16 protein-coding genes are annotated in these 14,458 nt (G+C 65.5%); 9 read left to right on the forward strand and 7 right to left on the reverse strand.

Translation table 11 applies throughout. From position 1 onward, the window contains the following. Nucleotides 1–101: 101 nt before the first annotated feature. Entirely contained in the window at nt 102–782 is a 681-nt protein-coding gene (locus tag QX108_RS27165; protein ID WP_315718914.1) for a L,D-transpeptidase, read from the reverse strand. Between the two features lie 332 nt (nt 783–1,114). On the opposite strand from QX108_RS27165, the gene QX108_RS27170 reads away from it, so the two are divergent. Together QX108_RS27170 and QX108_RS27175 are read left to right on the forward strand one after the other, a co-directional pair. After that, complete coding sequence (locus tag QX108_RS27170) at nt 1,115–2,092, forward strand: magnesium transporter CorA family protein (protein WP_315718915.1); 978 nt, start codon at nt 1,115–1,117, stop codon at nt 2,090–2,092. A 530-nt stretch (nt 2,093–2,622) separates the two neighbouring features. Further along, nucleotides 2,623–2,859, forward strand: coding sequence for a hypothetical protein (locus QX108_RS27175; RefSeq protein ID WP_172110677.1), 237 nt, complete (start codon nt 2,623–2,625; stop codon nt 2,857–2,859). A 240-nt stretch (nt 2,860–3,099) separates the two neighbouring features. On the opposite strand, the gene QX108_RS27180 is transcribed toward QX108_RS27175, so the two are convergent. Then, nucleotides 3,100–3,852 carry an SDR family NAD(P)-dependent oxidoreductase gene (locus QX108_RS27180; protein ID WP_172110676.1) on the reverse strand — a complete coding sequence of 251 codons (753 nt, stop codon included), beginning with the start codon at nt 3,850–3,852 and terminating at the stop codon, nt 3,100–3,102. 136 nt (nt 3,853–3,988) lie between these two features. After that, on the reverse strand, nt 3,989–4,639 hold the full coding sequence (gene pdxH, locus QX108_RS27185) for a pyridoxamine 5'-phosphate oxidase (protein WP_315785921.1): 651 nt from the start codon (nt 4,637–4,639) through the stop codon (nt 3,989–3,991). A 125-nt stretch (nt 4,640–4,764) separates the two neighbouring features. Here pdxH and QX108_RS27190 point away from each other — a divergent pair, with 125 nt between their 5' ends. Both QX108_RS27190 and QX108_RS27195 read left to right on the forward strand, forming a co-directional pair. Beyond that, nucleotides 4,765–5,169 (forward strand): RT0821/Lpp0805 family surface protein, encoded by a 405-nt coding sequence (locus QX108_RS27190; RefSeq protein WP_315718917.1) that lies wholly within the window; start codon nt 4,765–4,767, stop codon nt 5,167–5,169. Between the two features lie 112 nt (nt 5,170–5,281). After that, nucleotides 5,282–6,241 carry a DnaJ C-terminal domain-containing protein gene (locus QX108_RS27195; protein ID WP_315785923.1) on the forward strand — a complete coding sequence of 320 codons (960 nt, stop codon included), beginning with the start codon at nt 5,282–5,284 and terminating at the stop codon, nt 6,239–6,241. A gap of 475 nt (nt 6,242–6,716) precedes the next feature. Here QX108_RS27195 and QX108_RS27200 read toward each other — a convergent pair whose 3' ends face one another. Then, nucleotides 6,717–7,490 (reverse strand): anti-sigma factor family protein, encoded by a 774-nt coding sequence (locus QX108_RS27200; RefSeq protein WP_172133298.1) that lies wholly within the window; start codon nt 7,488–7,490, stop codon nt 6,717–6,719. A 100-nt stretch (nt 7,491–7,590) separates the two neighbouring features. Beyond that, complete coding sequence (locus QX108_RS27205; protein WP_172110672.1) at nt 7,591–8,079, reverse strand: sigma-70 family RNA polymerase sigma factor; 489 nt, start codon at nt 8,077–8,079, stop codon at nt 7,591–7,593. A 206-nt stretch (nt 8,080–8,285) separates the two neighbouring features. Here QX108_RS27205 and fabI point away from each other — a divergent pair, with 206 nt between their 5' ends. The 3 genes from fabI to aroC all read left to right on the forward strand — a co-directional run bounded on the left by fabI (nt 8,286) and on the right by aroC (nt 10,934). Further along, nucleotides 8,286–9,119 carry an enoyl-ACP reductase FabI gene (gene fabI, locus QX108_RS27210; RefSeq protein ID WP_315785925.1) on the forward strand — a complete coding sequence of 278 codons (834 nt, stop codon included), beginning with the start codon at nt 8,286–8,288 and terminating at the stop codon, nt 9,117–9,119. Nucleotides 9,120–9,133: 14 nt separating this feature from the next. Then, on the forward strand, nt 9,134–9,733 hold the full coding sequence (locus QX108_RS27215; RefSeq protein WP_315785927.1) for a histidine phosphatase family protein: 600 nt from the start codon (nt 9,134–9,136) through the stop codon (nt 9,731–9,733). Between the two features lie 115 nt (nt 9,734–9,848). Next, nucleotides 9,849–10,934, forward strand: coding sequence for a chorismate synthase (gene aroC / locus QX108_RS27220; RefSeq protein WP_315785931.1), 1,086 nt, complete (start codon nt 9,849–9,851; stop codon nt 10,932–10,934). A gap of 13 nt (nt 10,935–10,947) precedes the next feature. On the opposite strand, the gene QX108_RS27225 is transcribed toward aroC, so the two are convergent. Then, a complete protein-coding gene (locus tag QX108_RS27225; protein ID WP_315785934.1) occupies nt 10,948–11,709 on the reverse strand; it encodes a hypothetical protein in 762 nt (253 codons plus the stop codon). A gap of 125 nt (nt 11,710–11,834) precedes the next feature. Between QX108_RS27225 and QX108_RS27230 the strand changes: the two genes are divergently transcribed. Next, a complete protein-coding gene (locus QX108_RS27230; protein WP_315785937.1) occupies nt 11,835–13,025 on the forward strand; it encodes an adenylate/guanylate cyclase domain-containing protein in 1,191 nt (396 codons plus the stop codon). A 10-nt stretch (nt 13,026–13,035) separates the two neighbouring features. Here the strand turns inward: QX108_RS27230 and clpS are convergent, their stop codons facing one another. Further along, nucleotides 13,036–13,341, reverse strand: coding sequence for an ATP-dependent Clp protease adapter ClpS (gene clpS, locus QX108_RS27235; protein WP_315718924.1), 306 nt, complete (start codon nt 13,339–13,341; stop codon nt 13,036–13,038). Between the two features lie 233 nt (nt 13,342–13,574). Between clpS and QX108_RS27240 the strand changes: the two genes are divergently transcribed. Beyond that, on the forward strand, nt 13,575–14,426 hold the full coding sequence (locus tag QX108_RS27240) for a DUF1194 domain-containing protein (RefSeq protein WP_315785940.1): 852 nt from the start codon (nt 13,575–13,577) through the stop codon (nt 14,424–14,426). Nucleotides 14,427–14,458: the final 32 nt, after the last annotated feature.

The following is a 14,458-nucleotide window of genomic DNA, read 5'->3' on the forward strand; positions in this document are numbered from 1 at the left end:
CTCGATCGTGCCAAAACAAAAGAGCGCCGGTTGCCCGACGCTCTCAAAGAGGCTGCTAAACGCGTTTCTCGGCTTTTGATCCCGTGTCCGCCAGACGGCGCTTACTGCATCGCCGCGTAGGTACCGCCGCCCTGCAGGGCCATCTGCGGCTTGTACGGCGAATCGCCCTTCTTCGGATCCAGCACGACGACGATGGTGCCGACCTTGACCCGGTTGTAGAGGTCGATGGCGTCCTCATTGGTCAGGCGGATGCAGCCCGAGGAGATCGAAGCGCCGATATATTCAGGCTGGTTGGTGCCGTGGATGCGGAACAGCGTATCCTTGCCGTTGGCATAGAGGTACATCGCCCGCGAGCCCATCGGATTGTCGGGGCCTGCCGCGACGAAGGTCGGCACGCCAAGCCGCTCGATCTCGCTCTTGGTCGGATGCCAGGCCGGCCACTCGGTCATGGCGCCCACCTTGGCGATGCCCGACCAGGCCATGGCCTCTTCGCCGACGGTGATGCCGTAGCGGATCGCCTTGCCGCCCTCCAGCACGTAGAACAGGTAATGGCTGTCGGAATCGACGACGATGGAGCCCGGCGCTTCCTTGCGGTGGTAGTCGACGATCGCGCGCCGATAGGGCTCCGCCACCGGGGTGTTGGTATAGCGGACCTTCGCCAGAAGATCCTTGTCCTTCGGCTTGAAGGCCTGGGTATTGGTCGCCTCATAGGTCGTGGCCTGCATGCAGCCCGACAGCATCAGGCCGGCGGCCAGGAGTCCGAGTTTCACCTTCAGCGACATGTCACCAATTCCAATTGACAGCTGACGTTGCAATGGCACGGCCGCGCCACTGCAGCGCGATTCCACATGTCCCATTATCGTCAAAATCGTTCTCAATTCCAGCCGATACACGCACAAGTCACGCTGCAGCGCCGCGATTGTTGCCTTTTTGCCGCAAAGTTGCGGGCACTCATCCACAGCTGTGCTCCGCAGGGCACGGTGGCCCCGATGTCGGGCGGTCGCTGGTTCCGCTTTGAAAAGCCGATGGACCCCGTCACCAAGCTGCGTCACAAGGCGGCAGCGCCCCGCCGCTAAATCCCCCGAAAACCACGTTCTGCGATTCGGAGCTTTTCATGTTCTCGGTGTTTGTCCCGTCCGACGCAGCGCTGAAGAAGGCTGAGATCACCGATCCCTCGGCCCTACCCGACAACGCGGTCTGGGTCGACCTGGTCAATCCGAGCAATGCCGAGGACCGGGCCGTCGAGAAACTCGCGGGGATCGCGGTGCCGACGCGCGAGGACATGCAGGAGATCGAGATCTCCAGCCGCCTCTACATCGAGAACGGCGCCCGCTACATGACGGCGACGCTGATGTGTCACTCCGACACCGACATGCCCAGGACCACGGCCGTCACCTTCATCCTGGCCGGCCATCGGCTGGTGACGGTGCGTTACGACCAGCCGCGGCCTTTCGCGGTGGTCGAGGCCAAGCTCGCTCGCAATTGCGCGCCCGGGATCACTGGCGAGATGGTCCTGATGGAGCTGCTCGACGCCGTCATCGATCGTTGCGCCGACATTCTCGAAAAGGTCGGCGCTGATATCGACCAGGTCAGTCACGAAATCTTCGAGCCGAACAATGAGCGGCACGGCCACGCCAAGCAGTACTCGCAGATCCTGATCGCGATCGGCCGCAAGGGCGATCTGACCTCGAAGGTGCGCGAGAGCCTGGTGTCGATCGGTCGTCTCGTCACCTTCCTGTCGGCCGTGGTCGAAGGCGTGAAATGGTCGAAGGACATGCGCGAGCAGCTCAAGACCATGCAGCGCGACGTCGCCTCGCTGACCGACCACGCCTCCTACCTCGCCAGCAAGATCACCTTCGTGCTCGACGCGATGCTCGGCGTCGTCAATCTCGAGCAGAACAACATCATCAAGCTGTTCTCGGTCATGGCTGTGGTGCTGATGCCGCCGACCCTGATCGCATCGATCTACGGCATGAACTTCAAGATGATGCCGGAGCTCGAATGGGCTCACGGCTATCCGATGGCGCTCGGGCTGATGCTGATCTGCGCGATCGTGCCGTACTGGATCTTCAAATGGAAGAAGTGGCTCTAAGCCAGCATCCGGCAAGAGCCGAATCCCGGGCGACAGAGGCCTGAGCGGAGATCGCGCGAGCAAAGACAAGAGAGGAGATGGGATCATGATGCGTAGTAGCTCGTCATGATCCGGCCCCGCGCGGGGTCGACGATTCCTATGGGGCCGCAGGCATTTTGCGCATGCGCAGGATGGCCCTTCACATCGCGCTCCGCGCCACGTCTCGGCCGCACTCATGCCTCGTTATTAGCTGCGAGGGGCGGCGTGTTCGCTCAGTGGATGCTCTCGCAGGTATGTCGCTATGCACTTCAAGCGACACAAAATGCAGGGCGTGCGACATGATAGGAAATACTTGTTAGGCCGGCTGCAACACGGCTGCAAAGCCGCCTCAATTGCTCAGGTAAAATTTGACGGGAACCCTGAACGTTTGATCGAAACTTCTCTGCGATAAATCAGCTCGTGAGCATGACCAACAATGAACGCTTCGGCGCGTGGCATGCAAGGCAGAGCTGAAGGGGCGCGCTCATCGCGCCCAGGGCCAAGAGGCGGCAATGGTTGAGAAACGCATAACGGCATCGAACAACGTGGTCGAGCTCGCCAGCTACCAGCGCGGCCGTGCCGACATCGTCGTGGCCCATGCGCTGTCGCCCCGCACCTGCCGCTACTGCGGTGCCGATCTCGACGATGACGAGCGCGAGGACGACTGCTCGAGCGCCCTAAATGTCGAAACCGACCGCTTGCGCTGGCGGGCCGCCCAGATCCTGCGCGGCTTGGTGTGCGAGGGCTGAACGACCGTTCTTCGTCCGATCGCTCCCGGCCGACGCCTTGAACTCATGTCTGCCGATGCCGACCCATCAACAGCGCCCCCCTTCGGAGGGCGCTTTTGTTTGTGCGGGTGGGTTGGCGCAGCGATCTTTGCGAGTGGCGTTAATCGCGCATTGGCGCACCGGGCCGGGAATCGCCGGGACACGGCAAGTCGCCATGAACCAAGTCCCACTCGGCATCGCGCTGCCGTGAGTCGACGGCAATCAGACGTGCTGGCCGCCGTTGATGTGGATCTCGGCGCCGTTCACGTAGGAGCTGGTCTCGGTGCACAGCACGTAGATGATCTTGGCGACCTCGTCGGGGGTGCCGAGCCGCTGCATCGGGATCTGCTCCTGGACGATCTTCTCGGTGCCCGGCGACAGGATCGAGGTGTCGATCTCGCCGGGGGCGATCGAGTTGACGCGCACGCCGACGCGGCCGAAATCCGACGCCATCTCGCGTGTCAGCGCGGCCAGCGCGGCCTTTGACGTCGCATAGGCGGCGCCGGCGAACGGATGCACGCGCGAGCCGGCGATCGAGGTGACGTTGACGACGGAGCCCTTGGCCGCCTTCAGCTCGTTGATCAGGCCGCGCGCCATCATGATGGGTGCGAAGAAGTTGACGCGGAAGACGTGATTCCAGGTATCGAGATCGGTGTCGACCGTGCCGAGCCGCGCGCCGCCCGATCCCTTCGGTGAGATCGCGGCGTTGTTGACCAGCGCGTGCAGTTCGCCGCCGTCGATGCGCTGCTTGATCTCGGCGATCGCGCGCAGGGTGTCCTGCGGATCGGACAGGTCGACCTGAACGTGGTCCTCGGGGCCGGCGCCCCACGGGCATTCCTCGGGGAATGGGTGCCGCGAACAGGTGAGGACGCGCCAGCCGGCGGACGAGAAGCGGATCACCGTCGCGTGGCCGATGCCGCGGCTGGCGCCGGTCAGCAGCATCGTGCGCCGCGGCTGGTTGGAGGAGGTCGGCATGAACTGGGTCTCTCACGATCCCTTGAGGGATCAACTTACCACAATGGTTGCATGAGCGGTGCGCGATTCGTGCGCACCGATGTCGAACGTGACGTTTGACGCGTGATCGATGAGTCCGGACGGACCCTGAAGGTTGCTACGGATACATCCGCACCTTGGCCCAGGGCTGGCCGGCCGCATCGCGCCGGAATTCGATGCGATCGTGCAGCCGGAACGGCCGATCGTGCCAGAACTCCATCCGGACGGGCGCAATGCGCCAGCCGCTCCATCCCGGCGGGCGCGGCACCTCGCCGATGATGTATTGCGCGGCGACCTTGGCGATCGCCTGCTCGAAGGCGAAGCGGCTCTCCAGCGGCTGCGACTGCTTGCTGGCCCAGGCGCCGAGCTGCGCCTGCTTCGGCCGCGTCGCGAAATAGGCGTCGGCCTCCTCGTTCGTCACCGGGGTCACGAGGCCGCGGATGCGCACCTGCCGGCGCAGCGACTTCCAGTGAAACAGCAGCGCAGCTTTCGGATTGGCGGCAAGCTCCTGGCCCTTCTGGCTGGCCTTGTGACTGTAGAAGACGAAGCCGTCCTCGTCATAGCCCTTCATCAGCACCATGCGGACGTCCGGCAACCCGTCCGCATCGACGGTCGACAGCGCCATCGCATTCGGATCGTTCGGCTCGCTCTTGTTGGCTTCCGCAAACCACTCGGCAAACAGCGCAAACGGCTCGCTGGCCTGGGTAAAATCGGCCGATGTACCGGATGTTAAGGTTGTCTGGTGTTTGATGCTGGTGGGGTCGGTCATGTGTATGGGGAGTCCGAGTTTTGCGTTCACCCGCGGCCAAGCGCGTGCAAGTCCAGTGTGGTCCGGTCCTATATAGGGCATCGGTCCGGCTTGGCCTATCCGCGATAGGTCATGCCGGCACCGCTTTGACACTCATTCTAATCGGTCTGTCGGGCGGCGGCTGCAGCCTCTCGCGTCCCGAAACGGCGTTCGCCAAGATGGAGGATGCGGAGATCACCGGCACGATCAGCCCGCCGCCCGAGCGCGAGCCCACCGAGGCCGATCTCGCCTTCGCCCGCAACGCCGCCTCCGACGTGCTGACCAAGGGCACCAAGGATTCCAGCCAGCCCTGGCAGAATCCGCAGACCGGCGCCCGCGGCTCGGTGACGCCGATCGCCAAGTCCTACACCGCCGAAAACGGCCGCACCTGCCGGGATTTCCTGGCAAGCTACGTCAACGGCAAGACCGAGCGCTGGCTGCAGGGCTCGGCCTGCCGGATCGAGCGCGGTCGATGGGACATCCAGACGCTCAAACCCTGGCAGCAAAGCTAGCGGGATCGCGCCGGAACCCGTTGCAAAAATACAACGGACTCCCCAGATAAAATGCAAAGCGGGCGGGGAGCCCATAGGTTAGTATCTGACTTTCTGTAAGGAGACGTGACGGATGCGCGACCCCTATGAGGTCTTGGGGGTGCCGCGAAGCGCCAGCGCTGCGGCCATCAAGAGCGCCTATCGCAAGCTCGCCAAGAAGCATCATCCCGACAGCAACAAGGATGACCCGAAGGCATCGGCACGATTCGCCGAGATCAATTCGGCCAACGAGATCCTGGGCGATGAGGACAAGCGCAAGCAGTTCGATCGCGGGGAGATCGACGCCGAGGGCAAGCCGCGCTTCCAGGGCTTTCCTGGCGGCGGTGCCGGCCGCGGCGGTCCGGGCGGCGGCTTCGAGAATTACACCTTTCGCAGCGGCGGCGGGCCGGGCGGTGGTTTCGGCGGCGCCGGCTTCGAGGACATTCTGAACAGCATGTTCGGTGGCGCGGCGCGAGGCGCGCGCGGCGGTGGCAGCCCGTTCGAGTTCGATACCGGCGGCGTCGGTGTCGATCTCGACCTCAAGGTGGCGATGTCGGTGACGCTCGAGGAGTCCGTCAAGGGCGGCGAGAAGCGCGTGCGCCTGCCTTCGGGCAAGGAGCTCAACGTCAAGGTCCCGCCCGGCGTGACGGCGGGCCAGCAGATCCGCCTGAAGGGGCAGGGCGAGAGCGCGCCGGGACACCGGCCGGGCGATCTCCTGATCACCATCCAGATCGCGCCGCATCCGTTCTTCAAGGTCGAGGGCAGCGATGTCAGGCTCGATTTGCCGATCACGCTGTACGAGGCGGTGCTCGGCGCCAAGGTCCGCGCGCCGACGCTCGGCAGCGCGGTCGAGCTGTCGATCCCGAAGAACACGTCCAGCGGCCGCACCTTCCGGCTGAAGGGCAAGGGCCTGCCCAAGGGCGACGGCTCGGCGGGCGATCTGTTCGTCACCACGCGAATTGTGCTGCCGGACGGCAACGACGCCGAGCTCGAGGCGCTGATGACCAAATGGCGCGATAAGCATCCCTACAATCCGCGCAGCAATCTTTCGTAACGTAATGCCGCTCCAAACCTCTCCCGCCCTCTGCAGGGAGAGGTTTGATTGCGCAGCAATCCGGGTGAGGGGCGTGGCGCATCGGCGGCCCCGGATCGCCGTCTATCGCACGGCCGGGCTGCGCGGATGCGTCCGCGGGCCGAATGTCAAAAGTGAGAAGAGAAAAAAGTGCGGCCTCGAAAGGGGGACCAGCGCGGTACAAAACCCCGATCGAGGCCGCTTCCGTGTCGATCGGCGGATCGAACACTCCTCATTTTTTCGTGAAGTTTTGGTGCGATATTGAGACGCGCCGGTGCCCTGATTCCAGATTTTCGGTGACGGAATTGCGGCGTCGACCTTGGCGTGTCGTCGATCCGCGGCATCTGGTTGCCGTCATGCCCTGGCCCGGCCTTTCGAGCGGTCGTGCAAACGCCTCTGATCGCATCGGGAATCGCGGAGCGGCCGGCGCGGGGCGGCTTTCGGCTGCGCTCCGCCGCTAGCCGCCCACGCGTTCGGACTGGTCATAAACAAGGCGTGCAACCTGAGTGAGACGCGTCCGGTCGCTGCTGCCGCTGACGACGTAGCTGACGCCGCGCTCCGCCCATGCCAGTGCCGATGTATTGCCTTCCGCGACGTAGCGCATCTGGGCCGCCTCGATGCCGGCCTTGGTCGCGTAGACCGTGAAGCGCTCGCCGGACGCGCTCTCATACATCAGGAACGAGGCCGGGCCGGTCGGCCCCGGCAGCAGCCGGCCGCCCACCAGCTTCAGCCCGGTGGCTTCCAGCTCGGGCGCCTGCACGGTGCGGCCGCACCGCCGCGTCAGCCATTGCTGCAGATGCGCCTTCTCCTCGCCGGGAACCTCGACCGGGTGGCGCACTTCGACGACATAGAGCCGGTGCGCATCGAGCGCCTCGCCGGTCAGGTTCTGCAGCAGCGACGGCGAGGATGCCGCGCCATGCGCGACCCAGCCGGTGGCACCGCCGACCGCGAAGGCGGCAACGCTCGCCGCGATCGCGCCAATGATCCAGCGTCGCGGCCGGCGATCCAGTTGGTCGAGATCGAGGCGCGGCGGCACCGGCTCGTTGACGACGGAATCGTAACGGGCATGCAGCGCCTCGGCCATGCTGCGCCAGGACTCGACCCGTTCGGCCTCGGCCGGATGCGTGGCGAGCCACCTCTCGACATCGCCACGGCGCTCGGCCGGCAGCTCGTTGTCGACATAGGCGTGCAGCTCGTCTTCGGTGACGGGAATGGTCGGGTCGGTCATCATCTGGATCTCGTTGCAGTCGCGCGGCCGCGCCGACGCGCGACCCCGGCGGCCTTGAGCAGGCGAACGCGGCAGCGCGGTTTTTGTGCGGTCAATTGCAGGGTCATTTCACTCTCCGCAGCGTCGGCCGTTCGCCTTCGATCACGGCCCGGACATGGGCGCGGGCGCGGGCCAGGCGCGACATCACGGTGCCGATCGGCACGCCCTGGATATCGGCGACCTCGCGGTAGCTCATGCCTTCGAGCACCACGAGCAGCAGCACGGCGCGCTGCTCCTCGACCAGCGTTGCAAGCGCCCGCTCGATGTCGCGGCCCTCGGCCTCGGTGCCGCTGGCGTCGGGATTGTCGTCCTGCAGCGGCATGAAATGCGGCCGCCGCGCCAGCGAGCGCCGGCGGTTCTTGTTCAGATTGGTCAGGATCGTGTACAGCCAGCTCCTGATGTCGCCGCCGAGGAACAGCCGCTCGGAGCGCAACGCCCGAACCAGCGTGTCCTGGACCAGATCGTCCGCCGCATCCATGTCGCGGGCCAAGGCGCGGGCATAGCGGCGCAATGCCGGGATCATGGCCTCGACGCTTTGGCGGAACGCGCTCATGGGGTGCCCTGCGGCAGTTGGACATTCGGACAGGAGCGCGGGCCGCAACCGCGCCTTGCACAGACCATAACCCCGTGATGACAGGCCTATTCCGCCGGCCGGAGACTCTGCCTGGAGTTTGCCACAGAGCGGGCGGAATGGGGCTGTACCGGGCCAGACCGGTGGTGTACGTCCAGTCCTTAATAATCAGTTCGATGGGAAGCCGCATGGCGCAGATTTCAGGTTTGATGCAGGGCAAGCGCGGGGTCGTCCTCGGCGTGGCCAACAACCGCTCGATCGCCTGGGGCATCGCCAAGGCCGCGCGCGCGGCTGGCGCCGAGATCGCGCTGACCTATCAGGGCGACGCGCTGAAGAAGCGGGTGGAGCCCTTGGCCGCCGAGTTCGGCGGCCTCGTGCTCGGCCATTGCGACGTGACGGATCCCGCCACCGTCGACGCCGTGTTCGACGTGCTCAAGGAGAAGTGGGGCAAGATCGATTTCGTCGTGCACGCCATCGCCTTTTCCGACAAGGATCAGCTCGACGGTCGCTACATCGAGACCACGCAGGACAATTTCTCCAAGAGCATGCTGATCAGCTGCTACTCGCTGACCGCGATCGCACAGCGCGCCGAGAAGCTGATGACCGACGGCGGTTCGATCATCACGCTGACCTATTACGGCGCCGAGAAGTGGATGCCGCACTACAACGTGATGGGCGTCGCCAAGGCCGCGCTGGAGGCGAGCGTGCGCTACCTCGCCGCCGATCTCGGCGAGAAGAACATCCGCGTCAACGCCATCTCGGCCGGCCCGATCAAGACGCTGGCGGCCTCCGGCATCGGCGATTTCCGCTATATCCTGAAGTGGAACGAGTACAACGCGCCGCTGCGCCGGACCGTCACCATCGACGAGGTCGGCGACAGCGCGCTGTATCTGCTGTCCGACCTGTCGCGCGGCGTCACCGGCGAGGTGCATCACGTCGATTCCGGCTATCACGTCGTCGGCATGAAGCGGCCCGAGGCGCCCGACATCTCGCTCAGCAACTCCGTCGGCGCCAAGGAATAGACGTAGCGCTCGCAATGCCCCGGCCCACGATCTACTACATCCGCCACGGCGAGACGGAATGGAATGCGCTCGGCCGGCTGCAGGGCACGCAGGACATCCCGCTCAACGCGCTCGGGCGGGTGCAGGCAGTCCAGGCCGGCAATCTGCTGGCCGAGCTGGTCGCCCGCAATGGTTATGACGCGGCGCGTCTGCCCTATGTCGCCAGCCCGCTCAGCCGCGCCCGCGCGACCATGGAGCTGGTGCGCGGGACCTTGAAGCTGCCGGTCGAGGACTACGCGCTCGATGCGCGGCTGCGCGAGATCGGCTACGGCAAGTGGGAAGGCGCGACCCTGCCGGAAATGCAAGCCGCCGACCCCGCATTTTATGCCAGGCGGCTGACCGAGAAGTGGACGCTGGCGCCGGAAGGCGGCGAGACCTATGCCGATGTCGAGCGCCGGGTTCGCGACTGGTATGATGGCCTCTCCGGCGATATCGTCGCGGTGGCACATGGCGGTACGGCGCGTGCGCTGATGGTCGCACTCGGCTTCGCTACGCCGAACCGGGCCGTCGACCTGCCGATCCAGCAGGGCGCAGTGTATGTGTTCGGCGAGAACGGCTTCGAGAAGTTTAGTTGATTTGCTCCGTCATTCCGGGGCGCCCCGTGAGAGGCGAACCTGGAATCTCGAGATTCCGGGTCTGGTCCTTCGGACCATCCCGGAATGACGGTTTCCCCGATTGGTAGATCAGATCATGTCCTTCAACACCTTCGGCCACATGTTTCGCGTCACCACCTTCGGCGAGAGCCATGGCGTGGCCATCGGCTGCGTGGTCGACGGCTGTCCGCCACGCATCCCGCTGACTGCGGAGGAGATCCAGGTCGATCTCGATCGCCGCCGGCCGGGCCAGTCGCGCTTCACCACCCAGCGGCAGGAGCCCGACCAGGTGAAGATCCTGTCCGGCGTCATGGCCGATCCGGACACCGGCGCGCAGGTCACCACGGGCACGCCGATCGCGCTTGAGATCGAGAACACCGACCAGCGCTCGAAGGACTATTCCGAGATCAAGGACAAGTTCCGGCCGGGCCACGCCGACTTCACCTATGAGGCGAAATACGGCCTGCGCGACTATCGCGGCGGCGGCCGCTCGTCGGCGCGCGAGACCGCGACGCGGGTCGCGGCCGGCGCCGTGGCGCGCAAGATCCTGCCCGACGTGAAGGTGCGCGGCGCGCTGGTGCAGATGGGGCCGCACAAGATCGATCGCGCCAATTGGGATTGGGACGAGGTCGCGCGCAACCCGTTCTTCTGTCCCGACAAGGACAAGGCGGCGTTCTTCGAAAGCTATCTCGACGGTATCCGCAAGTCCGGCTCGTCGATCGGCGCGGTGCTCGAGATCGTGGCCGAGGGCGTGCCGGCGGGCCTTGGCGCGCCGCTCTACGGCAAGCTCGACGCCGACCTCGCAGCGGCGATGATGAGCATCAACGCCGTCAAGGGCGTCGAGATCGGGGCCGGCTTCGGCGCGGCCGAGCTGACCGGCGAGGAGAATGCCGACGAGATGCGCTCGGCCAATGACGGCACGCGCTTTCTCTCCAACAATGCCGGCGGCATCCTCGGCGGCATCGCCACGGGACAGCCGATCGTGCTGCGCTTCGCCGTCAAGCCGACCTCGTCGATCCTCACCCCGCGCCAGACCGTGGATCGCTCAGGCCACGAGACGGAGATCCTGACCAAGGGCCGCCACGACCCCTGCGTCGGCATCCGCGCCGTCCCGGTCGGCGAGGCGATGATGGCCTGCGTGCTCGCCGACCACCTGCTGCGCCATCGCGGCCAGGTGGGCTGACAGGGGCGGTTCGCTAGTCGCTTTCACCGTACACATAGGACGCCTTCAACCCGAAGGTCACGATCGAGAGCGTCATCCACAGCCGCAGCATTGCAAACGAGAAGATGAAGACGAAGAACACCAGGTTCTTGAGGAACTGACTGGCGCCAGTCTGCCCGAACGTCCAGACCATGCTGCGCACGGCATTCTGCCCGTAGCCCAATCCGATGTTGACCAGGCCGAGCACCAGCACGGCGGTGCCGAGCCACAGTCCGCGCCGGGCGAACTCGCCGAGTGCGGGGAAGAATGCAGTCCGGCCCTGGTTCTGCTCGGCGTGGAGAATCATCAGCAGCACCAGCGCCGCGACGAAGGCGCTCCAGAACCGGCCGAGATGCGTGAACTGGTCGAAGGCCATGCCATCCAGTCCGGCCATCAAATGATGGCTTTGGGCCGCATAGGGCGTGAAGACCAGCGCCAGCGTGGCGACGATCATCAGCAGTGCGATCCGCCACAACACCGCCAGAGACAGCCGGAACTGCTCGGCCATCGTGAGGTCGCCGAGGCTCGTTTGCCCGCCGCTCGCCTCGATGCAGCGCTGTGCCGTGACAATAAAGGCGTGCAGAACGGCGATCGCCGCCACGACCAGCGCGGGCAGGCTGGCCGGACCGCCGGCAAAGGCGATCACCCGCATCGCAGCGGCGAGGATCAGCCATGGCAGCGCCGGCAGCATCCGCAGCGGTCCGAACGAGGTCCGTGGAACGGGGACGGATGCAGCGCTGCGGAGGTTCTCTCTCATGCCGCCAGGATACCGCGAGGAGCTGAACGGGCCTTATCGCGAATGGCTAAAATTGCCCGCGGGCCGAGTCGTTTCAGGGGTCTGCCGAGCTATCGGGTTCGCCGCTCTTGCCCTAACGTCGGGTCATGGATCGGACGGCACATCTCGAGCTCATTACCTGGCTGATCGACGGCGCGCGGTCCGCGGAGGAGCCGGGCGAGACGCTGTCCCAGGCCTGCGCGCGCCTCGTCGAGCTGGGCGTGCCGCTGTGGCGCGTCGGCATCTTCGTGCGCACGTTGCATCCGGACATCTATGGCCGCAGCTTCATTTGGCGTCCGGATGGCGCCGTCGAGATCGGCAGCGTCGATTACGGGTTCCAGGACTCGCCGATGTACTGGGACAGCCCGCTGTCGATCGTCGTTCGCGAGTGCCGCGCATTCAGGGCCGACCCTCAGGCGCCCGAGGCCGAGCGCTATCCGATTCTGATGGATCTGCGCGCGGAAGGCGTGACCGACTATCTGGCGCTGCCGCTGACCTTTCTGGACCAGGAGGTGCACGCGGCGAGCTGGACGACGAAGGTGCCTGAGGGCTTCACGCCGGAACAGGTCGAGCTGATGAAAGCCGTCGCTCCGGCGATCGCGCGCTACACCGAAGTGGTGGCTACGCGCCGAACAGCATCGATGCTGCTCGACACCTATGTCGGCAACAGCGCCGGCGCCCGCATTCTCGGCGGTCAGATTCGCCGTGGCCACACCAATACGATGCACGCGGCCATCTGGCTGTCGGACCTGCGCGGTTTCACGCCATTGTCGGACCGGCTTCCGGCTGAGACGGTGGTCGATATCCTCAACAACTACTTCGATTGTCAGGTACCGGCCATTCGCGAGCACGGTGGCGAGGTGCTCAAATTCATGGGCGACGGACTGCTCGCCGTGTTTCCCATCGCGGAGCTGGGCGAGGCGCAGACCCAGGTCTGCGCCCGTGTGCTGGCCGCAGCCCGCGCGGCGCGCGAGCGCGTCGGTGCCCTGGAATATCGCATCGGCGACGCCGACGAGCGCTTCCGCTTCGGCCTCGCGCTGCATGTCGGCCCGCTGCTCTACGGCAACATCGGCGGCGGCAACCGGCTCGACTTCACCTGCATCGGCCCTGCCGTCAACCTCGCCGCCCGCCTGGAGAAGCTTGCCGCGCGGCTGAAGCGGACAGTGGTCGCGTCCGAAGCCTTTGTCGGCGCCTGTCCCGAGATCTCCATCGGGCTCTGGACCGATCTAGGCGAACATCCAATCGCCGGCTTTTCGACCACGCAGCGCGTGTTCGGGCTGCGCGAGGAGGGCGATTAGTTCGGGGTTTTCACTCCTCCGGCTCGGTGGTGAACAGCAGCGGGTATCCCTTGGCGCGGCCGGCGTCGGTCGCGCGGGTCGCCTTGGTCTCGGCGACGTCCCGCGTGAACACGGCCACCACGCACACCCCGAGCTTATGGGCCGTGATCATGACCTTGTAGGCCTGGTCCTCGGTCATGCGGAATTCAGCCTTCAGGATCATCACGACGAAGTCACGCGGCGTGAAGTCGTCGTTGACCAGGATGACCTTGTAGAGCCGGGGACGCTCGACCTTGGTGCGGACCTTCGTCTTCGGCTTGGTGACGGCGTCGTTCATGTGAGCAGCACGCCTGTGTTCCTGATGCGGCGGACACGCCACAATACAGCCTCTCGTCACTCCGGGAAACCACGGGCTGCTCGCTTTTGGTCGAAGGGCGCACGTGGCGTCGGACCGGCGGGCCCGCAAGTGATCCCCCGGGACTAACCGGAATGTGAATGGATGCGCGCGTTCCCGCTTTGCTGTGTGCGCATTGCGTGTCACCATCATCTGACGCGATTGGAGGGCAGCATATGCGCTGGTGGATCTCGATCGGGATGGCGTGTATGGCGGGCGCCCTGGCCGGCGGCGACGTCGCCACCGTCGCGGCGGCGCCGGGCGCGAAGTCGGCGCAGCAGCTGAGCGAAAAGGAGGCATCCGTCGACGTCGAGCTGATCCTCGCGGTCGACGTCTCCTACTCGATGGACCTCGACGAGCTCGCGATCCAGCGCGAAGGCTATGCCCAGGCGCTCAGCTCGCGGGAGTTCTTGCAGGCGCTGAAGAACGGGCTGCATGGCCGCATCGCCGTCACCTACTTCGAATGGGCCGCATCGAGCGATCAGAAGATGATCATCCCCTGGCGGCTGATCGATGGACCGGAGACTGCCGACGCCGTCGCCGCCGAGATCATGAAGACGCCGATCCGGCGGGCCTCGCGCACCTCGATCTCGGGCGCGATCTACTTCGCGATGCCGCTGTTCGACGACAACCCGTACCGCGGCCTGCGCCGCGTCATCGACATCTCCGGCGACGGGCCGAACAACAACGGCTCGCCGGTCGCGATGGCGCGCGACGAGGCGGTCAACAAGGGCATCACGATCAACGGCCTGCCGATCATGGTCAAGGAGCCGTCCTACTCGACGATGGATATCGAGAACCTCGATCTCTACTACAGGGATTGCGTCACCGGCGGACGCGGCTCGTTCGTCGTCACCATCAAGAGCCGCGATGAGTTCAAGGACGCCATCCGCACCAAGCTGCTGATGGAGGTCGCCGGACGCGCACCTCCGCCGCGCTTCGTGCCCGTCGCCGACGATACCGGCAAGGAGCCGCGGGTGTCCTGCATGATCGGCGAGAAGATCTGGCAGGATCGCTGGGGGCGGTGACGCCGCAGCGCCTTCCGGAGGCTCTGTTGCGC

The sequence above is a fragment of the Bradyrhizobium sp. SZCCHNR1002 genome (genome assembly GCF_032381435.1).
Lineage (GTDB): Bacteria > Pseudomonadota > Alphaproteobacteria > Rhizobiales > Xanthobacteraceae > Bradyrhizobium > Bradyrhizobium aeschynomenes.